This window comes from Paenibacillus alkaliterrae (genome assembly GCF_021532375.1).
Taxonomy (GTDB): Bacteria; Bacillota; Bacilli; order Paenibacillales; family Paenibacillaceae; genus Pristimantibacillus; species Pristimantibacillus alkaliterrae.
In genome coordinates this window covers 253,057-276,319 of record NZ_JAKGAP010000002.1, presented here as the reverse complement: position 1 = coordinate 276,319, position 23,263 = coordinate 253,057, and the positions used below count along the sequence as shown (strand labels likewise).

Sequence of the window (23,263 nt, the reverse complement as noted above, 5' to 3'; positions counted from 1 at the left end):
TATGCTACAATTCGATTTGTTAACTTGATCATAACATAAATGGTTAACAATTATTTCGCAACTACATTAAGGAGTCGTTCACTATCATGCCAACCAACAACATTCGATCGCTCGTCTTCATTGCTTTATTCGCTGCGCTGTTCATTGTTATGAGCTCATTAACGATCAAGCTTGGCGGATCGTTTGTACCCATCACTCTGCAGACGCTGGCCGTTGCGCTGGCCGGTCTATTTCTTACGCCGCGCAATGCCTTTCTAAGCATATTTGTCGTCATTATCCTTGCGGCATTTGGTCTGCCGTTATTTAGCGGGGCTGGCGGTATTGCCTACTTGACTGGAGCTACTGGCGGATTTATTTTCGCTTTCCCATTTTGCGCGTTATTCGTAAGCCTTGCAGTTGGGACCTTTCTACGCGGCGCATACGCCAAAACAAATAAGGTTGCTGCATTCCTCTCATTTTTCATCATGTTCGAATTATTCAGCTCGCTATTTGCTTATGTGCCAGGTATACCTTGGCTTATGCATATAACGGGATTTACCTTCACGAAAGCGATGACCGCCGGATTTTATCCATTCATAATCGGCGACGCTCTTAAGTCGCTTGCCGGTGCGGTTCTGGCTATCTCTTTAACACCTTACATCGTCCACATTCGAACGTCAACAGTCAGCCGCAAGGCACAAAAAACTTCTTTCGACGCTTAACACGCAACCTTAACCGTCAACGCCAAAAACGCTTATCGCCTGAAATGATACTTCTCATTCGGCATAAGCGTTTTTTTTACTATTAATAAGTTCAATCTATTCGATGCATTCCTCCGGATCCGGCGCAGACGCATCCTCAACATTTATTTTTTCCGAAACGGTGTCGCGAACGATAGAGATTACGAGCTGCAGCAAGTAGTTAATGTCAGATTGGCTTTGCTGGAACTCCGAAACGATCGGAATTCCGTCAAGTTCATCCTGCAGAGCTTCCATTTCGCCTTCTATTTTTTTTACCATATCGGCATTTTTGAAGGTCGTTTCGAAGGCTACCACTTCTTTTTGCTTCTTTTTAATTTGGCCGATCAATAGCTGTATACGCTCGTTGCCATTGATCTGCTGCTCCGCACGGCGATAGTGCTGCACTTCCTCCGACGTGAAGATAAGGTCGGCCAGTTCTTTTGCTTTCTTTTGGATGTCCTCTTTCACAATCAAGTCACGGGTATTAAAGCTGGGAATCGCGCATCCGCCGCCATGCGTATGATCACCATCTTGACTTTGCTCATGGTGGTGCTGCTCCGATAAATTTCCTGCCGTTTGCTGCTCTGCCATTTGTCATCTCTCCTGTTATGCCGTTATCTAACGGCTTCTTGTGCGCTTTGTTCTATCGCTTCCGCTTTGATATACCACGTTTGCGCTTCGGTTACTTTCGCTTGAATGAACTGTCCGATCCATTCCTTCGGTCCTTCGAGATGAACCAATTTATTCGTACGCGTCCGTCCGGACAAGACATTCGCGTTATTTTTGCTTTCGCCTTCTATCAACACCTCTACGATTTGGCCGCGCAGCTGCTCATTCTTCTCTCTGGCATTGATAGACAGCTGTGCGTTCAGTCGTTGCAGGCGTGCTTTCTTCACCTCTAACGGCACGTTGTCTTCCATTCCCGCAGCCGGCGTTCCTTCACGAGGCGAGTAGAGGAAGGTGTATGCGGAATCGAAGCCCACCTCCTGCACGAGCGTCATCGTATCCTCGAACTGCTCGTCCGTTTCGCCCGGAAAGCCTACGATAATATCGGAAGTAAGCATGACGTCCGGAATCGCTTGTTTGATTTTGTCCACAAGCTCTAAATACATTTCGCGCGTATATTTGCGGCTCATCCGCTTTAAGATTTCCGTGCTGCCGGATTGAACGGGCAAATGGATATGCTCGACCAAATTCCCCCTGGTCGCGAGCACCTCGATCAAATGATCATCGAAATCGCGCGGATGGCTCGTCATAAAACGGATACGCGGAATATCGATTTTGGACATGTCTTGCATGAGATCGCCGAAACGATAGCTAATATCCTCGAAATCCTTGCCGTAAGCGTTCACGTTCTGACCTAGCAGCGTTATTTCCTTAAACCCTTGACGGGCTAAATCCCGCACCTCTGCTATGACATCCTCCGGACGCCGGCTGCGCTCCTTGCCGCGCGTGTAAGGCACGATGCAATAGGTGCAGAACTTATCGCAGCCATACATAATGTTGACCCAAGCCCGCATCCCCTCGCGCTTCTTCGGCATGTTTTCGATAATGTCGCCTTCCTTGGACCATACCTCGACGACCAGCTCTTTGCTGAAATAAGCGTTTTGCAGCAGATGCGGCAGTCTATGGATGTTATGCGTGCCAAAGATCATATCGACGAACGCATGCTTTTGCAGAATACGGCCGACAACCGACTCCTCCTGCGACATGCAGCCGCATACGCCAAGCAGCAAATCCGGCTTCTCGGTCTTTAACGTTTTCAGATGGCCAAGCTCGCCGAATACTTTGTCCTCTGCATTTTCACGAATCGCACATGTATTAAGCAGAATGACATCGGCAAGATTGCGATCCTCCGTTGCCGCATAGCCCATTTCCTCGAACATGCCCTTCATGACCTCGGTGTCATGCTCGTTCATTTGGCAGCCGTAAGTTTGAATCAAATAATGCTTGCCGGCGCCCATCGTCCGCAGCTCCTCCGGAATCGAGAAGTCGTAATGCACCTCGATGTCCTCTTTGCCCCGTTTTTTCTCATCCTTATGGCTTGGCGTCGAATTTATGTTTACGATCCTTCCCTTAATGCGGTAGGTCGTGGAGTTCTCATCCTGATCAAGCACTTTCGCGTCGCTAAAATCAAAATATTTCGAGTAATCCTTTTGCGGCTCGGGCCCTTTGTCCGTCGCGATACGGTTGCTTTTATCCGTCATTGCCTATTCACTTCCTTATAGGTACAAATCGTTCATGCTTTATATAGCCCAATTCAGTATTATACCAGTTAACGAAACAGGGGGTCAATAAACATGCTGCAAAAACGGTCCTGGATTTCCTCGCAGGTATAGCCCATGACTTGCCGAAGCTGCCTGTACGTATGCGGTGACTGCACCGAAATAAAAGAATGCGCCGCATAGTTGGGATCGATCGAATGGACGAGCTTTTTCTCGGCTGCTTCTCGAAATAACCGACTTAGAACACTATGCAAATATAAATACGGCGGCGATTGAAAAAAATCGTTTTTGTGATCTTCTGCTCTATTATAAGACTGCATGACGCCAAGCCATTTCGATTCTCGGTCTAAAAATGCGATAATCCTGCGCATCACGCCGCTCAACCGTTCATGAACAGGCTTTTGTGCTTCCTTCAATAAGTATTCGTCGATCTCGTTGATGAAAATCTCGAAATTCTCTTTCATCATATCCATGCACAAATCGCCTTTGTTCGAATAACGCCGATATAGGGTGCCTTGTCCAATGCCAACCGATTTGGCGATCTGGTGCATGCTGACCGATTCTACCCCATGCTCCGTAAACAAGTCGTTAGCTGTGCGCAATATCTCTTTGCTGAGTTCTTGTTTCGTTCTGCTGCCTTCAGGTGTAGTCATCGTCCTGTCTCCTTCTTCCGCATGAACAAAATTAACGATTGACAATACCGTCTTTCGTCATTATCATTCAGTAGTGCGGACAATTGTCCGCACATAGTTGCGGTCATCTTTTATTGTAGCCTGACATACAAGGGCAGGTCAACAATCGCGAAGTATAGACCCCTATACACGGATAGGAGGAAATCAAATGGCTCAAGCTTCAAATCAAGCACCAACAGGCGACCCGATGTCGATTCGCAACATCCTTGCCCCGCTCATCGCGATTATCGTCGGGATGTTTATGGTTATTTTGGATGGTACGGCGATGAACGTCGCCATGCCCGGTTTAATGGCCGATTTCAAAAGCTCCATGACGCTCGTGCAATGGACGATCACGGGTTATGCGCTTGCGCAAGCGGCCGTCATACCGCTGGCTGGCTGGATGTCCGACCGCTTCGGAGCCAAGCAAGTATTTCTGTTTTCGATTATTATGTTCACCATCGGATCAGGTCTTTGTGCCTTGGCCTCTACGGCCGAGCAGCTTATCGCATTCCGGGTTATCCAAGGTCTTGGAGGCGGAATGGTGGCCCCAATCGCAATGGCCTTTACGTTCAGACTTAGCCCTCCAGGCAAACAAGGTGCGGTAATGGGCATGATCGGTATTCCGATGCTGCTGGCTCCTGCTCTTGGTCCTGTCGTAGCCGGCTGGCTCATTGATTATGTATCCTGGCACTGGATTTTCATTATTAACCTGCCGATCGGAGTCGTTGCCGTTATCGTCGGCCTTCGCACGCTGCCTAACATTGAGCGGAAGCGCGTTCCCGCGTTGGACTTCTTAGGCATGCTGTTTGCTCCGCTTGCATTCGCCATGCTCGCGTATGGCGTAAGCTCTGCCGGCGGCGGCGAAGGCGGCGGCGGAAACGGATGGACCTCCCCAGAGGCATTGACAGGTATGATCGTTGGCGGTGCAGCACTAATCATTTTCATTATCGTTGAACTCAGCCGCAAGGAGCCATTGCTTGAGCTTCGCGTGTTCAAATCAAGCAACTTCACCCGGGGGATCATTTTGCAGTGGATCGTGCAAATCGCTTTATTCGGCACGCTGTTCCTTGTACCGATTTTCCTGCAAATTGCTAAAGGCTACTCCGCCTTCAATACCGGCTTGATCTTACTTCCTCAAGCGCTTGCAGCAGGTATTTTCATGCCGATCGGCGGAAAGCTGTTTGACCGTTTCGGTGCCCGTCCCGTTGTCATTACAGGTCTGGCGATCGTAACTCTTGCAGGCTTCATGCTTAGCCAAATTTCCGCTGATACGACGCTATTGACGCTTATGATACCTCTGGCCATGCTTGGCGCCGGAATGGGCTTATCGATGATGCCGCTTAACACGCACATCATGCAATCCGCTCCAAGAGAGCTTGTCAGCCGCGTTACTTCGCTCACTGCTGCTGCTCAGCAGGTGATGACCTCGTTCGCGATCGCTGGTTTGTCTACTATTCTTGCGAGCCGGATGGAGCATTACGGAACGAATAGCACTGGACCGAATGTGGTTTACTCCGCATACGGCGATACGTTCTTTATTCTAGCTTCTATCTCCATCATTGGTGCTGCTGTTGCATTATTGCTGCGCAGACCGAAGCTGGAGCAAAGCACTAGTACAGGTGAAAAGCCTGAAGTGTCCATGATGATGGGCCATTAAGAATACTTAAACAGAAAGCTGCTTTCCAATCGTCCAATAAACGAATGGGAAGCAGCTTTCATTTGTTCACCCTATTTGTTTGTTAAATCTTCTCCATAATTTCAGCCGTGTCCCCGTTTTTCACGCCGGCTGCATTCGCCTCATCCGTATCAATGTGCATGTCTAGCGCGTATTGCTCCGATACGCGTGCTACTACATTTTCAAAAATGAGTCCGCGATCACCGCCAATGCGCACCCTCAGCCTTTGTTTATCCGCAATGTCAAAACGCTCAGCATCGCTCGTATGGAAGTGGATATGTCTGGCCGCCACAATGACACCTGCTTCAATCTCAACCTCTCCTGCGGGCCCTTGAAGCCTAATGCCAGCCGACCCTGCAATATCGCCGGATTCACGAACGGGAGCATTAACCCCTAGCGCGAAAGCATCGGTACGCGATACCTCGAGCTGTGTACGTTTACGCGTCGGACCAAGTATTCTTACCTTCGCGAACGTCCCTTTCGGTCCTACGACGGCCACCGTTTCGTTCGCAGCGTACTGACCTGGCTGCGACAATGGCTTCATTTCCGTTAAAGAATAGCCCTTGCCGAACAAAATTTCAACATGCTCCTCTGACAAATGAATATGTCTCGCCGATACTCCGACAGGCACTTCTTTATGTATCATTCTGCCACACTCCTGCTACGAATAGATATAGTTCTGCATACGTCAAGAAAAAAGCATACAGCCAAATGGCTATATGCTTCTATCATACCACTTATCTAAATTCAGCAACAAGCTTGTCGAATTCCTCAGGCGTTATCATCATATCCTGCTTAGCCAATCCTTCATGCTTAAAGCCTGTCACGAGATCCTCATAAGACTTGCGTGTCGTATTTTGATAAATAAGACCAGTAAGCATGCCATTCGTTTCCATGATCTTATTCATAGCCAGTACGCGGTTCGATGGATCGTATTCCGGAAATTGCTCCAGGCTCACGATATTTTCTTTGAACCAATCGTAGGTGTTGATTTTGTTGAAGGTTACGCATGGGCTGAAAACGTTAATAAGCGAGAAACCTTCATGCTTGATACCTTGCTCAATCAGGCTTGTAAGCTGCTTCAAGTCGCTGGAGAACGATTGCGCTACGAATGTTGCGCCAGCGGACATTGCAATCTCAAGCGGCGAAAGCGTGGACTCGATCGAACCCTCGGGAGTCGATTTCGTTTTAAAGCCTTCCGCGCTTCGCGGTGAAGTTTGACCCTTCGTCAAACCGTAAATTTGGTTATCCATGACGATGTACGTCACGTTCAGATTACGGCGAATCGCATGGACCGTGTGGCCCATACCGATCGCAAAGCCGTCTCCGTCTCCGCCGGAAGCGATCACGGTAAGCTCGCGGTTCGCAAGCTTTACCCCTTGTGCAATTGGAAGTACGCGACCGTGAATACCGTGGAAGCCGTATGCATTAATGTAGCCGGAGATCCGTCCGGAGCAGCCGATTCCGGAAATGACGGCCAGCTGCTCAGGTTCTAATCCGACGTTAGCTGCTGCGCGTTGGATAGCGGCTTGAATAGAGAAGTCTCCGCAGCCCGGGCACCAGTTTGGCTTAACATTATTTCTAAACTCTTTGAATGTTGCCATCTAAACTCAACTCCTTACAAGCTTTGTGAACGTCGGAAGGCAGGAACGGATTACCGTCGTACTTGAGCAAGCTTTTGATTTTCTCTGCAAAGCCGGCATTCATCTTAATTTGGGATGCAAGCTGAGCGGTTGCGTTATTTTCGATGACGATCACTTTTTTTGCTTTTTGCAAGTAAGGCATCAATAATGAGGTAGGGAATGGGTGAATTTGACGAATCGTCACATGATTCGTTGTCACGCCTTCCTCATCAAGAAGTCTTCTAGCTTCATCGATCGTTCCGCCGGTTGAACCCATGCCGATAGTTAACAGATCAGGCGTCTCATGCGGAGCATCAACGCGGATCGCATCGCGGATGTACATATCGTTCAGCTTGTTAAGACGCTTATCCATCATGCTTTGACGGTTCAACGCATTCTCGGAGGGCCGTCCAACTTCATCATGCTCTACGCCCGTTACATGGTGCAGACCGCCCTTCTCTCCTGGCAATACACGCGGAGAAATGCCATCTTCCGTCAGCTCGTAACGTTTGAACAAATCATGCCCTTCAAGTGCCGGAACGTCAGAAACCAGCTTGCCGCGTTTAATTTCGATTTTTCCATAGTCAAGCGGCTCGCAGGATTGTTTACCCAGCGACAGCTGCAAATCCGTCATTAAAATGACTGGAACTTGATATTGCTCAGAAAGGTTAAAGGACTCGATCGTATCGTAGAAGCAGTCTTCAATCGATGCAGGCGCGATAACGATTTTCGGAATTTCACCGTGCGTTCCGTAAACCATCGCATTCAGGTCGGATTGCTCTTGCTTCGTTGGAAGACCTGTAGAAGGACCGCCGCGTTGTGTATTGACTATCACTAGCGGAGTTTCCGTCATACCTGCAAGGCCGATTGCCTCCATCATGAGTGAAAGACCAGGACCGGCAGACGCCGTCATGGTACGAACACCTGCGTAGTTCGCTCCGATCGCCATCGTTACGGCAGCGATCTCATCCTCGGTTTGTACGACTGTACCACCGAATTTTGGAAGCTTCTTGATTAAATACTCCATGATTTCGGAGGCAGGTGTAATTGGATAGGCAGCCATCAAGCGGCAGCCTGCTGCAATAGAGCCAAGACCAATGGCTTCGTTGCCGATCATGAACAGCTTTTGCTTACCGTCCGCTTCGTCAAGCTTAAATTCATCAAGCGGTCCTCCCGCTAGCTCAAGGACAAACTCGGCACCGCGTTTAACGGCTTCAATATTTTTCTCAACGATAGCTGCGCCTTTGCGTCCAAACTCTTCTTCGACCGCTTTGTTAAACACTTCCAGAGGCAATCCGAGAAGCGCCCAAGATGCTCCGGATGCAACCATGTTTTTCATCAATGATGTGCCAAGCTCCTCCGCCATTGCCGTAATCGGCACAGCGAACAATCTCGCTTCTATACCATCAGGAATTGTGGGATTAAATTTCGCATCCGCGACAACCACACCGCCGAGGCGCAATTCCTTTGCATTCAAATCGATGCTTTCTTGGTCGAATGCTACCAGAATATCCAAATCGTCGGAAATCGCACGAATCGGATTCGTGCTTATGCGGATTTTATTGTTTGTGTGTCCGCCCTTGATTCTCGAAGAAAAGTGCCGATATCCATATAAATAATAGCCCAAGCGATTAAGCGCCGTGGAAAAGATCCGGTCCGTACTCTCGACGCCTTCCCCTTGTTGTCCCCCGATCTTCCAAGACAATTGACTGATCAAAATGCCCATCTCCTCTTTTTCTAGAACGTGCAAATATTCGACAACATCAAACAATTATATAATAAAAGTCATAACAGTCACAACAATTTTAAGTTGCGGACCGCTAAAAATCAAGATGTAAACGCTTAATAAAAGCATAGTTTGTTTCGATCAATTCCATATCGGAAATAGATTGAATGTCATATCATTCGTTTGGCAAATGTTGGTCCAGAAACCGGAGTGCATTGGCAGACATAATTTGCTCGGTTTGCTGCGCCGAATAACGTTTTAACAACGCATCCCGCAGAACTGGAAGCTCCATCGGTTGAGTCAGGCCGCTTATGTACCGGTCTATGCCGTCGAAATCGGAGCCAAGCATAATATGCGCTTCTCCTCCGAGCTCGCAAATATACTCGATATGCCGGATCAGATCGTCCACGGTTACGATATCCTCTTTTGAAACGAACCACGGCACGAAAGTAATCCCTATCATGCCTTTCATCGCTATGATCCGCTTTATTTGCTCATCGGTTAAGTTCCGCGGATGGTCACATATCGCTTTAGCATTAGAGTGGGAAGCGACAATCGGCTTCGAGGACTGCTCTGCGACATCCCAGAACGCTTGCTCTGACAAATGGGATACATCTAATAGTATACCCAAATTATTGCATTCTTCTACAAAGCGCCGCCCTTTTTCTGTCAGACCTCCTCCGCGCTGCTCCATCGCACCGTCAGCCGCCCAATTCGCATGATTCCAGGTCAGACCTGCGGCACGCAAGCCTAGTTGATATAAGATTCGCAGCATATATATTTGGCCTTGAATGCCGTCTACGCCCTCTAATGATAACAGCGCCCCAATTTTACCCTGCTTTAAACAAGCTTCCAGATCCTTTGACGTTTTTACGAAGGCCATGTCTTCGCAAGTTAATACCAATTGATGAAACCGATCCAAGCTTTCCAGAATGGGTTCTAAGCGACCGTTCAACGATTGCGGAATATAGATTGCAAATGTCTGCAGTACGGTTCCAGCGGCCTTCAGGCGCTCATATGTAACATCTAATATACCTGGCTTACTGTCTTTAAACGTTAACTCTTTATCTAGCAGCAGCTTGCAGAGCGCATCGCAATGGAAATCAACTATTTTCATTCGTACACACCGCCATTCTTTGTACTCGCAGCAAAAAACCTGTCTACGACGTAAACAGGCGATCAATTAACGTATTCTTCCAGCAGCTTCGTTTCCGCTTATCTTAACAGCTACCGCGGCTCAACAATCAATTTGATTGCAGTTCGGTCCTCGCCGTCAATGACAATGTCTGTGAAAGCTGGAATACAAATTAAATCCACCCCGCTGGGAGCGACAAATCCACGAGCGATAGCTACAGCCTTAATTGCTTGGTTTAATGCACCAGCCCCAATGGCTTGGAGCTCTGCGCCGCCGCGCTCACGAAGGACACCAGCCAGTGCGCCTGCCACGGAATTTGGATTGGACTTTGCTGAAACTTTTAATACATCCATAAAAAGAACCTCCCCTTGGACTGTTGGATGGATTCCACTTTTAAATAGTATTCGAGAGAGGTTAAAAAATTCCTGCTTTTATTCCAGCCAATGCGCGAACTATTCTGAATTGTCGGAACCTTTCGAAGATTCAAAGCATCACATCAACAGCCATTCGTCTTCCGTTAGACGAATTTTTTCGATTTTCCGCGCTTGTCCGGTCACATTATCCAACAGAACGGATATCGCATGTAAATGCCATTTCCCTTCATCCACCACAAACCGTACCGGCAGCTGCGTAATGAATTTATGCAGTACAGCATTTCTCTCCATCCCAAGCACGCCTTCCTTCGGGCCGACCATCCCTACATCCGTTATGTAGGCCGTCCCTCCAGGCAATATCGTATCATCATTCGTTTGCACATGGGTATGCGTGCCGAGCACAATCGATGCCCTGCCATCGAGATGCCAGCCCATAGCGATTTTCTCCGACGTTGCTTCCGCATGGAAATCGACTAATATATTTTTGGTTCTTTCGCTTGCTTCTTCGATTAATTCATCGGCTTTGCGGAATGGGCAATCGATCGGAGGAAGAAAGGTACGTCCCTGCAGATTAATGATGGCAAGCTGTTTCCCGTTCGCTTTGATAAAGGCCATTCCTTGTCCGGGAGCACCCGGCGAATAATTCGCCGGACGAACAAGTCGCGGCTCCTCATCAATCCATTCAAATATATCTTTATTATCCCACGTATGGTTGCCCATCGTAATCCCATGGACGCCCCATTCGAAAAATTCCTTAGCTATAGTTGCCGTAATACCTCTTCCGGCAGCGGCATTCTCGCCATTCACAATAATGATGTGAGGGTTATATTTACTTTTTAGTGCAGGCAGTACACGCTTAAGGGCATTTCTTCCTACATTGCCTACGATATCGCCAATAAATAACACATTCATGCTCGGACACTTCCTTTTTTCGCTCTTTTCAGACAGAAAAGTGGCTGACAAGCAGCCACTTTTCTGAAATGCATATATAATTGGGTTACTACTTCGCATATTCGACAGCTCGAGTTTCACGAATAACCGTAACTTTGATGTGTCCCGGATAATCGAGCTCACTCTCAATTTTTTTCGTAATGTCTCGTGCGAGTCTGAATGCCTCCGTATCGTCGATTTTGTCAGGCTGCACCATGACGCGCACTTCGCGGCCTGCTTGAATCGCATACGATTTTTCAACGCCGTCAAACGACTCGGAGATGTCTTCTAGCTTCTCCAGACGCTTAATGTACGTTTCAAGCGTTTCACGGCGAGCACCCGGACGCGCAGCCGACAAAGCGTCAGCCGCTCCTACAAGCATCGCGATAACGGACGTTGCCTCCGTATCGCCGTGATGGGAGGCAATACTGTTAATAACAACAGGATGCTCCTTGTACTTCTTCGCTAGCTCCACGCCAATTTCAACGTGCGAGCCTTCCACCTCATGGTCAAGCGCCTTACCGATGTCATGAAGCAATCCGGCGCGCTTCGCCAGCGTAATGTCCTCGCCAAGCTCCGCTGCCATCAAGCCCGTCAGATAAGCGACCTCCATGGAGTGTTTCAATACGTTTTGGCCATAACTTGTCCGATATTTCAATCGTCCCAGAATCTTGATTAAATCCGGATGCAAGCCATGAACACCAACCTCGAAAGTCGCTTGCTCCCCGTATTCACGGATGCGCTCGTCCACTTCTTTACGAGATTTTTCAACCATTTCCTCAATGCGGGCAGGATGGATACGACCGTCAGCTACAAGCTTCTCCAAAGAAGTGCGGGCAATTTCGCGTCTGATAGGGTCGAAACCAGACAAAATGACCGCTTCCGGTGTATCGTCGATGATTAGATCGATACCGGTCAATGTTTCCAAAGCACGGATATTTCGGCCTTCACGTCCGATAATACGGCCCTTCATTTCTTCATTTGGCAGGGTAACGACGGAAACCGTCGTCTCAGCCACATGATCAGCCGCACAGCGTTGAATGGCTAACGAAATAATGTCGCGCGCTTTCTTATCGGCCTCTTCTTTCGCTTGCTGCTCGATCTCTTTAATCATTTGTGCTGTTTCATGTCGTACTTCTTGCTCAACATTGGATAAAATAATCGATTTCGCGTCTTCCGTTGTCAAGCTGGATATGCGCTCCAATTCACTAAGCTGCTGCTTATAAATGGAATCAATCTGCTCTTGCGTTTCATCGATCCGTTTTTCTTTGTTGGCTACAGACTCTTCTTTGCGTTCCAGCGCTTCTAACTTTTTATCCAACGACTCCTCTTTTTGGAGCAAACGTCTTTCCTGACGTTGAGCCTCGTTGCGTCGCTCACGAATGTCTCTCTCGGCTTCGGAACGAAGTTTGTGGACTTCATCTTTTGCCTCTAGCACGGTTTCTTTCTTCTGGGCCTCCGCTTCCTTCTTCGCATTTTCTACGATTTGGACAGCTGCTTGCTCAGCACTCGAAATTTTAGCCTCGGCAATCGACTTTCGAATAAAATAACCAATCCCAAAGAAAATTGCGCCAACAAAGAGACAGATCAAGATCCAAATGACCTCATTAGGCATCTTGTTCACCTCCTTGCTGCATACCAAGGCACTGCTTGGGATGATATTAGGTTTTCAACCGGCTTCAATACCGTTTCAACAATTACTAATTTGACGAAAATAATCGTTTTGAATCAACTTTTGGAAGGAAAATTGATTCAAAGTAGAAGGAATACAACCTCATTTTATCTTTTCATAAAATCAATTGTCAAGCAAAAGCCCATCTTCGTCGTCGAAAGGATCAACTGCATCGTCCGCCTCGACATTCTTTATGGCTTCCTTTACGATATCGCCAGGGAACCCTCTGCGCATTAAATATCCCATCAGCTTGCGTTTTTTATCCAAGGGTTCCCCTTTTAAAGACCGCCATTTCTTGTCCGCGGCACACTTTGCCGCTGCTAATTCATCCTCCCGACCCAGTGCATCGGTCGCCTCAGCTGCAGCCTGTTTCGACACGCCTCTTTGCTGCAGCTCCTGTTTGATCCATCTGCGGCCCTTTAAGCTGCTTCTCATTCTGCCCGCAGCAAATTGACGTGCATATTGTTCATCATCCACAATATGCTCCCTTTCTAAACGGTCCAGCGCATATTGAATATTCGATTCTTCAAATAGCTTGCGAAGCAAGTACTGCTGGATTTGTTTTCTCGTTCTCGGTTTCGCGCCAAGATACCCGATTGCCAGCACGTAAGCGCGGTATCGTTCATCTTCCTTCCGAATTTCTTCGATCTGATCTACGGAAAGCTGTTGTCCTTTCATCAAACGATATCGAATCAGGATGTCTTCGTGCACCGATAATAGCGGTTCTTCTGGCTTCGCATATAAATGATACAATCTTCGTTCCTTTTTATCTGGTCGAACGGAAAGGACCATCCATTGTTCAGCATCATTTAATTCGATCGTGACCACACCCCGTACATCCTATATAAACAGAGCTTCGCCGTCCCAGACGGAACGGCGAAGCTCTGTTCACTATATTAAAATGTTATCGATTAATCCAAATCTTCGAATTCTTCATCGTCTTCTTCCTCAGCTTTGAAATTAGCTTGTGTTGCAGCTGCGGACAGGTTACTCGCTTCGCGAATTTGCTTCTCAATAATTTCAGCCGTATCCTTATGATCTTTCAAAAATTGCTTTGCGTTCTCACGACCTTGACCTAGACGTTCGCCATTGTAGGAGAACCACGCGCCGCTCTTCTGGACGATATCCATTTCCACACCGATATCAACAAGGGTACCTTCTCTGGATATGCCCTCGCCGTACATGATATCGACCTCTGCTTGTTTGAACGGGGGAGCCACTTTGTTCTTCACAACTTTAATTCGTGTGCGGTTACCGATCATGTCATTGCCTTGCTTTAAAGTCTCAATGCGGCGGACATCAAGTCGTACGCTCGAGTAGAACTTAAGCGCGCGTCCGCCCGGGGTTGTTTCCGGGTTGCCAAACATAACGCCGACCTTCTCGCGCAATTGGTTGATAAAGATCGCGATCGTCTTCGATTTGCTAATTGCCCCTGACAGCTTCCTTAACGCCTGCGACATAAGACGAGCTTGAAGTCCTACGTGGGAATCCCCCATATCGCCTTCGATTTCCGCTTTCGGTACGAGTGCTGCAACCGAGTCAATAACGATGATGTCAACCGCTCCGCTTCGAACCAGCGCTTCGGCGATTTCCAAAGCCTGCTCGCCAGTGTCAGGCTGTGATAACAGCAGTTCATCGATGTTAACGCCTAGCTTGCCAGCATAAGAAGGATCAAGCGCATGCTCCGCATCGATAAATGCAGCTTGTCCACCAATGCGTTGCACCTCGGCGATGGCATGCAGAGCAACCGTTGTTTTACCGGAGGATTCCGGTCCATATACCTCGATAACGCGTCCTCGCGGCAATCCGCCAATTCCTAATGCAATATCTAGAGCAAGTGAACCGCTAGGCACGGTCTCTACCTGCATGTGTGTAGATTCACCCAGTTTCATGATGGAGCCTTTACCAAATTGCTTCTCAATTTGACGTAAAGCCATTTCTAACGCAGCGCGACGATCCGACAAGAAACTCACATCCTTTTTTGTTTATAATGTTATGATACCTTGTTTCTAACGAGTTGCCAAGCATTTTTTTCGAACATACATTCGCCTTTTATTCCAACCTGTCAAATGGACATAAAAAAACCGCAGCAAAGTAATCTTCGCCACGGTTCTTCCGATAACTAGGTTCAAGTATAGCTCTCCATGCAGAACTTTACAATACTTTTTTCTGAAGACTAGTCTTTCAATCTCTGCCACAACCGATACAGGGTCGCCTTGACAGCCCTCAGCCGGATAATGGACCTGTCACCGCTTAAATGCAAAGTATGCACATCAGCAGCCTTCCCGCGCTCGGCAATGGCGAAATATACGAGTCCCACCGGCTTGCCTTCCGACTCTGCAGGTCCCGCTACTCCTGTGAGTGAAACGCCAAAATCAGCGTCCGCAAGCTCTCTGACGCGCTCCGCCATTAGAGCTGCCGTTGAATCGCTGACAGCTCCAGGGGATCCTTCGCCCTCGAGCTGTGTCATCGGGACGCTAAGCAAGCGATGCTTCATCATGTTTGTATAGGTCACGACCCCGCCTAAATACTCTCCGCTGCTCCCAGGAACATTTGTAATTAGCTCCGCTAGCAATCCTCCGCTGCAGCTCTCCGCGCTCGCCAGCTTACGACGTGAGGCTCTCAGGAGGTGTACGACTTCCGCCTCGAGAGGTATATCATTCTGAGCATACAAAAATTCGCCAACTCTTTCTTTGATCTTCTCCACGGCCGCATCGATTTTGTGATCGGCTTCGCTGGCGGAATTCGCTTTTGTCGAAACGCGGATAGCAACCTCGCCCTCCTTCGCGTAAGGAGCTATGGTCGGATCAACCTGGCCGTCGATCAAATCAAGCAGCTTTGCCTCCAGATTGGACTCCCCGATTCCAGCAAACTTCAATATACGGGAATAAAGCGGCTGCCGTTCGCCCAGTTTGGAGCGCAGCCACTCCCCGCCGGCCCCCTCCATCATCGGTTTCATTTCCTTCGGCGGTCCGGGGAGGAGCAAATATAGCGTACCCCCGGCAAATAAACCATTGCCTACAGCTAAGCCGGTCGTATTCTCGAGAGGTTCCCCGCCTTCGATTATCAAAGCCTGCCGACGATTGCTCTCCACCATATGAATTCCTCTGGAATGGAATAATTGCTCGATCTTCGACATCGACGGTTCGTGAATGATAAGTTCGCAGTTTAAAAAATCGGCTAGCACATCCTTGGTCAAATCATCCTGGGTGGGTCCTAAACCTCCTGTAAAAACGAGCAAATCCGACCGGCTCCGGCCAATTTCGATCGCTTGCCGCAGCCGCTGCGCATTATCTCCAACTACGGTTTGGAAGTAAACATCAACTCCTAGCTCTGCGAGCTTTTGCGATAAAAATTGTGCGTTCGTATTTACGATTTGACCAAGCAGCAGCTCTGTCCCGACTGCAATAATTTCTGCTTTCATTCTGTTGTTCCCTTCTTAAGCGAAATGGGTTGGTTCATTTAAAAATATGCAAAAGCACCCTCCCGCTTGACGGAAAGATGCTTTTTTTCGCAATTATTCTACCGGAATTAAATGCTTGTTCTTTACAAAATAGTCGATCCCTGAGTATACGGTAATGATAGCCGCCACCCAGCTTGCAATCGCATCGAAAGGGAAGTCGATAAAGGCGAACGGAAAATTGTTGATTAGAAGCGCGATGATCATCGTAATCTGAATCGCCGTTTTCCATTTGCCCCATTTGCTTGCTGCCATGACGGAGCCTTCAAGAAGCGCAACCTGCCTTAGCCCCGTTACCGCGAATTCGCGGCTAATAATGACAATCGCAATTAAAGCATTAAGCTTATCCATCTCTACAAGCGAGATGAGCACCGCTGCTACAAGCAGCTTGTCCGCAAGCGGATCAAGAAGCTTGCCTAGATTCGTTACGATCTTGTTCTTCCGTGCGATGTAACCGTCTAATCCGTCTGTGCTTGCTGCCACAATAAAGATGAGTGCCGCTGCGATTTGGTTGTATGTAATGGAGAAGTCCGAGAAACTGACCGACCCCAAATCCAATTTGATAAGCAGAAAAAACATAATAACCGGCACCAAAAATATTCTGGCTAAAGTAATTCGGTTCGCCAGATTCATGCAATTCCCTCCTTAAATCGATCAACCTCAAAGCTATTTAACCAAGTATAATACATGCCAATTCACGTGTCAAAAGATGGAGCTGCGTTGCATTTCCGCAAATAAAAGGCCAAAACGAAAAGCCTCGTTTCACAAAATGCAATGAAACGAAGCTTCATTTCTTACGAACGATAATTCGTAAACTGCAGCTCGACAGGCAAATCCGCTTCTCTCAGCAGCTTCATAACCGCTTGCAAATCATCAAGGCTCTTGCCCGATACTCTCACTTGGTCACCTTGTATTTGACTTTTTACTTTCAGCTTCGAATCGCGTATTAAAATATTGATTTTTTTGGATACGTCCTGCTCGATGCCTTGTCTCAGTTTAATGCGCTGACGAACCGTTCCCCCGGAAGCGCCTTCGATTTTTCCGTAATCCAAGTTTTTGATCGGTACCCCGCGTTTAACCATCTTGGACAATAAAATATCCAGAACGCTCTTCAGCTTATATTCGTCCTCTGAAGCTACTACCAAATCTTCCTTCTCCAGCGCAATGCTGCTCTTGCTTCCTTTAAAATCAAAGCGCGTTTCGATCTCGCGCTCAGCTTGCTTAATCGCGTTAGCAAGCTCCTGCAAGTCAACCTTGGATACAATATCAAAAGCATTTTCTGAAGCCATTACATCCCTCTCCTTTGTTACAGTTAATGCCTATTCGGTTTTTGTTTGTTCTGCGGCATTCACTTCTGCATTCGTCCCGTCTGCCGCTTCGTTGCCGGCTTCAACAGGCGTAAGCAGCAATTTCTTTGATCCCGCGCGGTCACCGTCAGGCACCAATACGCCATTCACCGTAATTTCACTGAAATCAGAACGTCCTACATTGATGTAGATCGGACCGGTCAAGTCATAGGACTGTACCTCGCCGTCCTCAGCATTAGCATAAAACAGCTTCTCGCCTGTATTGCTGCCTGCGCGCACCTCTATCCAATTTTTACCGCCAACCACTTTAATTTCGACCTTATGTACGCTTCCGGGAGGACCAATATCATATTGATCTGCTTTGCCTACCTTGCTGCCGAACGTAACGGTGGTTGGCGCTTCCGTAGGCGCAGGGGTGGCAGGGTCAACGTCCGGAGTACCGTTAATGTTCGTTGTTTCCTCTTCCTCTTCCTCTTCCTCTTCCTGAATTGCAGCAGGAGGCTCAGACGCCTCCGTAATTGGCGTGTCTTGATCAACTGTTTTGGGCTCGTCCGTTTCACGATTAATAACAAATACCCAGACAACGACAACGATCAGAATGAGGAAAGACCACATCATCACGTTAAAGCCTATTTTGCCCAGTCTCTCTGAAGACTGTGACTTTACCCGACGGGGAGCTCTTACCGTAATCGGCTCGACTGTCTGCTCGGCAGGTGCCGCAGGCACCTCATGCTGATACAACCGAAGCACCTCATCGGGATCGAGCCCTACTGCCTCCGAGTAGTTTTTCACGAAAGCCCGCACATAGAAAGGACCGGGAAGTATCGTATGATCCCCGCTCTCGATCGCTTCTAAATACCGTTTTCTTATTTTTGTCGTTTCTTGAATATCATCGAGCGATAAACCGCGCTGTTCTCTAGCCCTCTGAAGCAATGCGCCTAATTCAGACATAAGACGGCCTCCTTCCGATTAGAAATCGTCTGTATAGTTAGCAGTGAATGATTCATATGATATTTCTTCATCTGGCGTATTCCGCAATTCAACGATAATATCGAAATGGCTGTAGTCGAAATTAGATTCCTTGATAAAAATATCCGGATGCTCGATTACTTTCGTTGAAGGCATGGCCATAATTTCTTGCAGCAGGCCGTAATGCTTTTCGTTGGAACGAATCGTACTAACGATCCCGTCAATGATGAAGATATTATTTGGCTGCATCTCTTCCTCTGACAACTGACTTCTGACCGTCTGTCTAAGAAGTGTCGAGGATACGAATGTCCAACGCTTGTTTGAGCATACGCTGCCGGCAATAATGGATTCGGTTTTCCCTACCCGGGGCATACCTCTTAATCCTATAACCTGATTACCGTCACGCTTAAACACTTCCCCTAGAAAGTCAACTAAAATACCGAGTTCATCGCGCGTAAAACGGAAAGTTTTCCGATCATCCGAGTCGCGCTCGATATAACGTCCATGGCGTACGGCCAAAATATCAACGATTGTAGGCGTTCTCAGTTTGTTTACAGTAATATTATCAACCTTTTGAAGCATCTTGCCCAGCAACTCGATTTTCTCGTCATCGTCCGTTTGCAGAAGCATGCCGCGGGTGCGGTCCTCAACACCGTTAATCGTCATGATATTAACCTCAAGCATCCCAAGCAGTGAGGCGATATCTCCAAGTAATCCGGGGCGATTCTTATGTATTTTGTATTCCATGTACCATTGTTTCGACTCCAAAGCTGTCACCGTCCTCGGCCTTTTCATATCGACGTAAGTAAATGATGGATATGTACGTCATAAAACATAATTCTACAATTTTCGTCACAATCCTGCAACCCAAAAAGAAACATTGCAGAAAAGCCTCCTAGTAGGGAGGCTCTCCTGCTTCTGCTTCTGTTGACGAAAATGCCTTTTTTGTGCGTTTGTTCAGCTAGGTTTTTTGGACGAGCTTGACCATCAAGGCAGCAATCGTCTTGCGCTCCGACTCATCGCCTACATCCCACAGCTGCTTCAGCACCCGCTCTTCCTCATTTTTCGGATCTACTTTCTCATCGAGAAAGCTGCCGATTTCGTAAGCCAGACTCGAAATGGTATCTTCCGTCATTCCGGCTTTCTTCGCTTGCGAAACGCGTTCTGCCAAAAAATGCTTCCATGTCGCAAAATTAGAAAGGACAGTTGACATGTTTCTTCGCCTCCTAAGGGTTTGGAAAGAATCATCAACAGTCATTATTTTGTCTCAAAGCAAAGCAAATTATGCAGTAAGCTTGTCCTTTATAAGCCTGCACCTTTGTCTAAGTATACCATCCGCCATTAGGGCTTATTACTTGTCCCGTTATGTAGGACGATTCAGGCAACGCCAGAAAATAGACAAGCGAAGCGATTTCATCCGTCGAGCCGAAACGTCCTAAGGGAATCTCTTGCTGGATCGCAGCCTTCTCTTCCTCATTGAAGCCATTCAGCATCTCGGTCTCTACTGCTCCTGGTGCCACGGCATTTACCGTAACGCCTGTAGGCGCCAGTTCTTTAGCCAGCGCCTTCGTAAAAGCGTTCATACCGCCCTTTGTCGTAGAGTACAGCACCTCGCAGGATGCGCCCGATATCCCCCAAATCGATGAAACATTTATAATACGTCCGTATTTATGTGCAATCATATTCGGCATAAATAGCTGAGAACAAAGAAACATCCCTTTCAGATTGACAGCCATAACGTCATCCCATTCTTGCTCCGAAACATCCATAAGCATGCCGTAATGCGAAATTCCGCCATTGTTTACGAGAATGTCGGGCAGCATGTTATGGCTCTCCAGCTTCTCCCGCATCCGTTCAAGCTGCTCTTTCGAACGCAAATCTGCCGAAATCGTTAACACATTGGCACCTAAAGCCATGCAAGTGCGTGCCGTTTCATTAGCGTTCTCATGAGATTCTAAATAATGAATGACGATACTAACTCCTTCCGCAGCAAAACGTTTCGCTATCGCTGCCCCGATGCCGCGGCTCCCCCCCGTAATTAATACCGTCATTTGCTGCAAGGTTTTCATTTTGCGGGCTGTTCCACGATAGACACAGCAAGCTGATTAAAGTCAAAATGCTCGCGCAGTCTTTGATTGACGTCTTCCAACGTACAGCTTTCATAAAAATCGAGCACATCGAACATATTGCTGTCACGGAACCGATATCTCGTAAATTCACCGGCGATTGCCTCTGGGGAGTTCAACATCCGTAAATAGCCTCCGATTTTTTTGCGCTTCGATCTTTCGAATGCCGCTGGCTCGATACCGGTCTTCAATATATCTTCAACTGCCGACCGAAATTGTTTTAGTAGTTCATCCGGATTTGGCGTGTCGCCTCCGATGACCGAAAAAGCATAGCCGCTGCTCGAATTAAACTCATGCCCGAAAGAATCGGAAATCAGATCATTTTCGTACAACTGCTGGTACAGCTTCGAACTAGGTCCGATCAAAGCATCAAGCATCAGCTTCGTAGTTACCTCTTGACGGAGCAGCGCTTCACCTGTGAGGTTAACATGCCTTTCCTTGAAGCCCATCATGCATTTAGGCAAGGATACCGGAAGCTCTGTTACCTTGCGTGTTATTTTAACGGAAGCAGGCTCTTCCTCAAAGTATCTCTTAATTTCACCCTGCGGCTCAAACGATTTACCGGCTTGGTTTGCGCGAATGAGTTCGAACACTTCATCAGCCTTCACTCCTCCGACTACGAACAGCAGCATGTTGGAGGGGTGGTAAAAGGTTTCATAACAGCGATACAACGTTTCCTTGTCGATCTGTCGTATAGATTCTGCCGTACCAGCTATGTCGATATGAACCGGATGCTCATGGTAAAGCGCATCAATGAGCCCAAAGTACACTCTCCAATCTGCATTGTCCCGGTACATATTAATTTCTTGCTCAATGATGCCTTTCTCCTTCTCCACGTTGGCATCAGTAAAATATGGATTTTGAACAAAATTGATAAGCGTTTCTAAATTTTCGTTAATTTGCTCGGTTGCGGAAAACAGATATACCGTTCGATCAAAGCTTGTGAACGCGTTCGCGGATGCCCCTTGAGATGCAAATACGGCGAAAATATCTCCCGTTGGCTCTTCAAACATTTTATGCTCCAAAAAATGAGCGATGCCGTCAGGCACTTGAACCGGCGGCTGATTTCCGACCGAAAACCGATTGTCCACCGAGCCGTATTTTGTGGAGAAGGTCGCATAGGTTTTATTGAAGCCTTCCTTCGGCAGCACGATAACTTCTAGACCGTTATCAAGCACAACCCTGTATAACGTTTCCTGCACGTTTGGATAATTAAGGGTTTGCATACGTTATGCCTCCTTTCGATCGCGCAAAAAGTAAATCGTATCAAGCTGTACACGCTCCGCAACCTTGACGATATCCGCCGCGGTAACCGCTTGAACTTGTTCGAGCAGCTGCTGCGCGCTTCTTTGCTTGCCAGTAAGCACACTGTTAAAATCGTAAGCAATCATTTCATACGCGGAATCCTGAAGCTCACGAAGATGATTGGAAATCATCGCTTTCGTCTGATCGAGTTCCAATTCCGATAGTTCGCCCTGCTTCATGCTTTCCAGCTGCGCCTGAATGATAGCAACCGCGCGATCGTAGTTTGCAAACTCGATCCCCGATTGAATCGTGCAAATCCCTTTGTGGCCATCTAGCCGGGATGCAGCGTAATAAGCAAGGCTTTCCTTCTCGCGAACATTCAGAAACAGCTTCGAGTGCGGATAACCGCCCAGTATGCCGTTATACATTAAAGCTGCCGGGTAGGCATCATCATCGTAACCGACACCTATTCGGAGACCTAAATTCAGCTTGCCTTGACTTACCTCCATACGGTCCGTAACTTTTTTCACTTCTTTGACCACATGGTCTACCTTTGGTCGAACATATGGCGAAGGAGCACCTTCATTCACCTTAAATGCCGATTTTACAAGCTGGGAGACCTCATCAAGCGTAGTATCACCCACTACGTACAGATCAAGAGCCGCATTATCCAGCCATTCCTTATAATGCTCATACAAGGATGTTGGCGTTATCGCATTTATTTCTTCCAGTTTCCCAAGCGGATGCAAGCGGTATGGCTCATTTGCGCACATTTCTTCAAGGCAGCGCTCTGCGGCATAACGAATTTTATCGTTTACGATCGACTCCAGCCTTTTCTTTAAGGTTGTTTTTTCAGCATCCACATATTTGGCACGGAATCCGTTATTATCGATTAGAGGATCGGTAATAACATCGCCCAAAAAATGAAGGGATGCTGCAAGCAGCGATTGATTTGAGGAAACAAATTTTTCATTTATTACATCCATGCGAAATTGGACGATCTGCGAATCTCCTCTTTTATATACATCGAAACCAAAGCCTGCTCCATATAAATCGTCAAGCTTCTCGCGAAATGCAATCGTTTCCGGAGTATCAGCGGTTCCCCTTCTTAGAACAAAGGGAATTAACGCAACAGGCGTTACCGTTGCTTCGTCAAGCGTCAAACCTGCAAACATGGAAATCGCAAACGTTTTGAATCGTTTTGTCGGCAGCACATGCAGGCGAATTCGCTGCAGCTGTCCTCTTTCGAATTGGGTCACCCGGTTTGCTCCTTTCTGACGGCACGTTATAGAGTAAATCTATTCCAATTGACAATTCCCTATACCATTCTAACCTATAGGAAATGGAAGAAGCAACCACTGCTGCACTAGGCAGTAACGGCTGCTTCCTTTCGCAAATAACCTA

Annotated in this window: 23 protein-coding genes; 2 read left to right on the top strand and 21 right to left on the bottom strand. The window is 47.6% G+C overall.

Annotation, left to right across the window (positions count from 1 at the left end; all coding sequences use genetic code 11):
- The first annotated feature begins 86 nt into the window (after positions 1-86).
- Positions 87-701: a biotin transporter BioY gene (locus L1N85_RS01425; RefSeq protein ID WP_235234123.1), complete on the top strand. Its 615-nt coding sequence runs from the start codon at positions 87-89 to the stop codon at positions 699-701.
- A 96-nt stretch (positions 702-797) separates the two neighbouring features.
- Here L1N85_RS01425 and L1N85_RS01420 read toward each other — a convergent pair whose 3' ends face one another.
- The 3 genes from L1N85_RS01420 to L1N85_RS01410 all read right to left on the bottom strand — a co-directional run bounded on the left by L1N85_RS01420 (position 798) and on the right by L1N85_RS01410 (position 3,597).
- Entirely contained in the window at positions 798-1,310 is a 513-nt protein-coding gene (locus L1N85_RS01420) for a RicAFT regulatory complex protein RicA family protein (RefSeq protein ID WP_235234121.1), read from the bottom strand.
- Between the two features lie 23 nt (positions 1,311-1,333).
- A complete protein-coding gene (miaB, locus tag L1N85_RS01415) occupies positions 1,334-2,926 on the bottom strand; it encodes a tRNA (N6-isopentenyl adenosine(37)-C2)-methylthiotransferase MiaB (RefSeq protein WP_235234113.1) in 1,593 nt (530 codons plus the stop codon).
- Positions 2,927-2,994: 68 nt separating this feature from the next.
- The gene (locus L1N85_RS01410; protein ID WP_235234098.1) at positions 2,995-3,597 is read right to left on the bottom strand and encodes a TetR/AcrR family transcriptional regulator; all 603 of its coding nucleotides are present in this window, start codon (positions 3,595-3,597) and stop codon (positions 2,995-2,997) included.
- Positions 3,598-3,769: 172 nt separating this feature from the next.
- Here L1N85_RS01410 and L1N85_RS01405 point away from each other — a divergent pair, with 172 nt between their 5' ends.
- Entirely contained in the window at positions 3,770-5,275 is a 1,506-nt protein-coding gene (locus L1N85_RS01405; RefSeq protein ID WP_328285132.1) for a DHA2 family efflux MFS transporter permease subunit, read from the top strand.
- Between the two features lie 82 nt (positions 5,276-5,357).
- Here the strand turns inward: L1N85_RS01405 and pduL are convergent, their stop codons facing one another.
- The 18 genes from pduL to yfmF form a co-directional block, all read right to left on the bottom strand.
- Positions 5,358-5,936, bottom strand: coding sequence for a phosphate propanoyltransferase (gene pduL / locus L1N85_RS01400; protein WP_235234357.1), 579 nt, complete (start codon positions 5,934-5,936; stop codon positions 5,358-5,360).
- A 94-nt stretch (positions 5,937-6,030) separates the two neighbouring features.
- Complete coding sequence (locus L1N85_RS01395) at positions 6,031-6,897, bottom strand: 2-oxoacid:ferredoxin oxidoreductase subunit beta (protein WP_235234090.1); 867 nt, start codon at positions 6,895-6,897, stop codon at positions 6,031-6,033.
- The gene (locus tag L1N85_RS01390; protein WP_235234088.1) at positions 6,875-8,632 is read right to left on the bottom strand and encodes a 2-oxoacid:acceptor oxidoreductase subunit alpha; all 1,758 of its coding nucleotides are present in this window, start codon (positions 8,630-8,632) and stop codon (positions 6,875-6,877) included. Before L1N85_RS01390 ends, L1N85_RS01395 begins: the two co-directional genes overlap by 23 nt.
- Before the next feature lie 184 nt (positions 8,633-8,816).
- Complete coding sequence (locus L1N85_RS01385; protein ID WP_235234086.1) at positions 8,817-9,758, bottom strand: dipeptidase; 942 nt, start codon at positions 9,756-9,758, stop codon at positions 8,817-8,819.
- A 110-nt stretch (positions 9,759-9,868) separates the two neighbouring features.
- On the bottom strand, positions 9,869-10,129 hold the full coding sequence (locus L1N85_RS01380; RefSeq protein ID WP_006036664.1) for a stage V sporulation protein S: 261 nt from the start codon (positions 10,127-10,129) through the stop codon (positions 9,869-9,871).
- Between the two features lie 138 nt (positions 10,130-10,267).
- On the bottom strand, positions 10,268-11,062 hold the full coding sequence (locus L1N85_RS01375; RefSeq protein WP_235234084.1) for a TIGR00282 family metallophosphoesterase: 795 nt from the start codon (positions 11,060-11,062) through the stop codon (positions 10,268-10,270).
- 88 nt (positions 11,063-11,150) lie between these two features.
- A complete protein-coding gene (gene rny / locus L1N85_RS01370; protein WP_235234083.1) occupies positions 11,151-12,695 on the bottom strand; it encodes a ribonuclease Y in 1,545 nt (514 codons plus the stop codon).
- A gap of 180 nt (positions 12,696-12,875) precedes the next feature.
- Positions 12,876-13,580: a regulatory protein RecX gene (locus L1N85_RS01365; RefSeq protein WP_235234080.1), complete on the bottom strand. Its 705-nt coding sequence runs from the start codon at positions 13,578-13,580 to the stop codon at positions 12,876-12,878.
- Positions 13,581-13,663: 83 nt separating this feature from the next.
- Entirely contained in the window at positions 13,664-14,716 is a 1,053-nt protein-coding gene (gene recA / locus L1N85_RS01360; RefSeq protein WP_328285130.1) for a recombinase RecA, read from the bottom strand.
- Between the two features lie 212 nt (positions 14,717-14,928).
- The gene (locus tag L1N85_RS01355) at positions 14,929-16,176 is read right to left on the bottom strand and encodes a competence/damage-inducible protein A (protein WP_235234078.1); all 1,248 of its coding nucleotides are present in this window, start codon (positions 16,174-16,176) and stop codon (positions 14,929-14,931) included.
- Between the two features lie 93 nt (positions 16,177-16,269).
- Positions 16,270-16,845 (bottom strand): CDP-diacylglycerol--glycerol-3-phosphate 3-phosphatidyltransferase, encoded by a 576-nt coding sequence (pgsA, locus tag L1N85_RS01350; RefSeq protein WP_235234077.1) that lies wholly within the window; start codon positions 16,843-16,845, stop codon positions 16,270-16,272.
- Between the two features lie 161 nt (positions 16,846-17,006).
- Positions 17,007-17,501 carry a YajQ family cyclic di-GMP-binding protein gene (locus tag L1N85_RS01345; RefSeq protein ID WP_235234069.1) on the bottom strand — a complete coding sequence of 165 codons (495 nt, stop codon included), beginning with the start codon at positions 17,499-17,501 and terminating at the stop codon, positions 17,007-17,009.
- Between the two features lie 30 nt (positions 17,502-17,531).
- Entirely contained in the window at positions 17,532-18,470 is a 939-nt protein-coding gene (locus L1N85_RS01340) for a helix-turn-helix domain-containing protein (RefSeq protein ID WP_235234067.1), read from the bottom strand.
- 18 nt (positions 18,471-18,488) lie between these two features.
- Entirely contained in the window at positions 18,489-19,256 is a 768-nt protein-coding gene (locus L1N85_RS01335) for a DUF3388 domain-containing protein (RefSeq protein WP_235234065.1), read from the bottom strand.
- 193 nt (positions 19,257-19,449) lie between these two features.
- Positions 19,450-19,701: a DUF3243 domain-containing protein gene (locus tag L1N85_RS01330; protein ID WP_235234063.1), complete on the bottom strand. Its 252-nt coding sequence runs from the start codon at positions 19,699-19,701 to the stop codon at positions 19,450-19,452.
- A 109-nt stretch (positions 19,702-19,810) separates the two neighbouring features.
- The gene (ymfI, locus tag L1N85_RS01325; RefSeq protein ID WP_235234061.1) at positions 19,811-20,557 is read right to left on the bottom strand and encodes an elongation factor P 5-aminopentanone reductase; all 747 of its coding nucleotides are present in this window, start codon (positions 20,555-20,557) and stop codon (positions 19,811-19,813) included.
- Entirely contained in the window at positions 20,554-21,840 is a 1,287-nt protein-coding gene (yfmH, locus tag L1N85_RS01320) for an EF-P 5-aminopentanol modification-associated protein YfmH (RefSeq protein ID WP_235234059.1), read from the bottom strand. The genes ymfI and yfmH overlap by 4 nt, the downstream gene beginning before the upstream one ends.
- Before the next feature lie 3 nt (positions 21,841-21,843).
- Complete coding sequence (yfmF, locus tag L1N85_RS01315) at positions 21,844-23,118, bottom strand: EF-P 5-aminopentanol modification-associated protein YfmF (protein ID WP_235234057.1); 1,275 nt, start codon at positions 23,116-23,118, stop codon at positions 21,844-21,846.
- Between the last annotated feature and the right edge of the window lie 145 nt (positions 23,119-23,263).

Excerpts from the sequence above, each read along its gene's own strand:
- L1N85_RS01425 (WP_235234123.1), top strand. The coding sequence starts at position 87 with ATGCCAACCAACAACATTCGATCGCTCGTCTTCATTGCTTTATTCGCT.
- L1N85_RS01420 (WP_235234121.1), bottom strand. The coding sequence starts at position 1,310 with ATGGCAGAGCAGCAAACGGCAGGAAATTTATCGGAGCAGCACCACCAT.
- miaB (WP_235234113.1), bottom strand. The coding sequence starts at position 2,926 with ATGACGGATAAAAGCAACCGTATCGCGACGGACAAAGGGCCCGAGCCG.
- L1N85_RS01410 (WP_235234098.1), bottom strand. The coding sequence starts at position 3,597 with ATGACTACACCTGAAGGCAGCAGAACGAAACAAGAACTCAGCAAAGAG.
- L1N85_RS01395 (WP_235234090.1), bottom strand. The coding sequence starts at position 6,897 with ATGGCAACATTCAAAGAGTTTAGAAATAATGTTAAGCCAAACTGGTGC.
- L1N85_RS01385 (WP_235234086.1), bottom strand. The coding sequence starts at position 9,758 with ATGAAAATAGTTGATTTCCATTGCGATGCGCTCTGCAAGCTGCTGCTA.
- L1N85_RS01380 (WP_006036664.1), bottom strand. The coding sequence starts at position 10,129 with ATGGATGTATTAAAAGTTTCAGCAAAGTCCAATCCAAATTCCGTGGCA.
- L1N85_RS01375 (WP_235234084.1), bottom strand. The coding sequence starts at position 11,062 with ATGAATGTGTTATTTATTGGCGATATCGTAGGCAATGTAGGAAGAAAT.
- rny (WP_235234083.1), bottom strand. The coding sequence starts at position 12,695 with ATGCCTAATGAGGTCATTTGGATCTTGATCTGTCTCTTTGTTGGCGCA.
- L1N85_RS01355 (WP_235234078.1), bottom strand. The coding sequence starts at position 16,176 with ATGAAAGCAGAAATTATTGCAGTCGGGACAGAGCTGCTGCTTGGTCAA.
- pgsA (WP_235234077.1), bottom strand. The coding sequence starts at position 16,845 with ATGAATCTGGCGAACCGAATTACTTTAGCCAGAATATTTTTGGTGCCG.
- L1N85_RS01345 (WP_235234069.1), bottom strand. The coding sequence starts at position 17,501 with ATGGCTTCAGAAAATGCTTTTGATATTGTATCCAAGGTTGACTTGCAG.
- L1N85_RS01340 (WP_235234067.1), bottom strand. The coding sequence starts at position 18,470 with ATGTCTGAATTAGGCGCATTGCTTCAGAGGGCTAGAGAACAGCGCGGT.
- L1N85_RS01330 (WP_235234063.1), bottom strand. The coding sequence starts at position 19,701 with ATGTCAACTGTCCTTTCTAATTTTGCGACATGGAAGCATTTTTTGGCA.
- ymfI (WP_235234061.1), bottom strand. The coding sequence starts at position 20,557 with ATGAAAACCTTGCAGCAAATGACGGTATTAATTACGGGGGGGAGCCGC.
- yfmH (WP_235234059.1), bottom strand. The coding sequence starts at position 21,840 with ATGCAAACCCTTAATTATCCAAACGTGCAGGAAACGTTATACAGGGTT.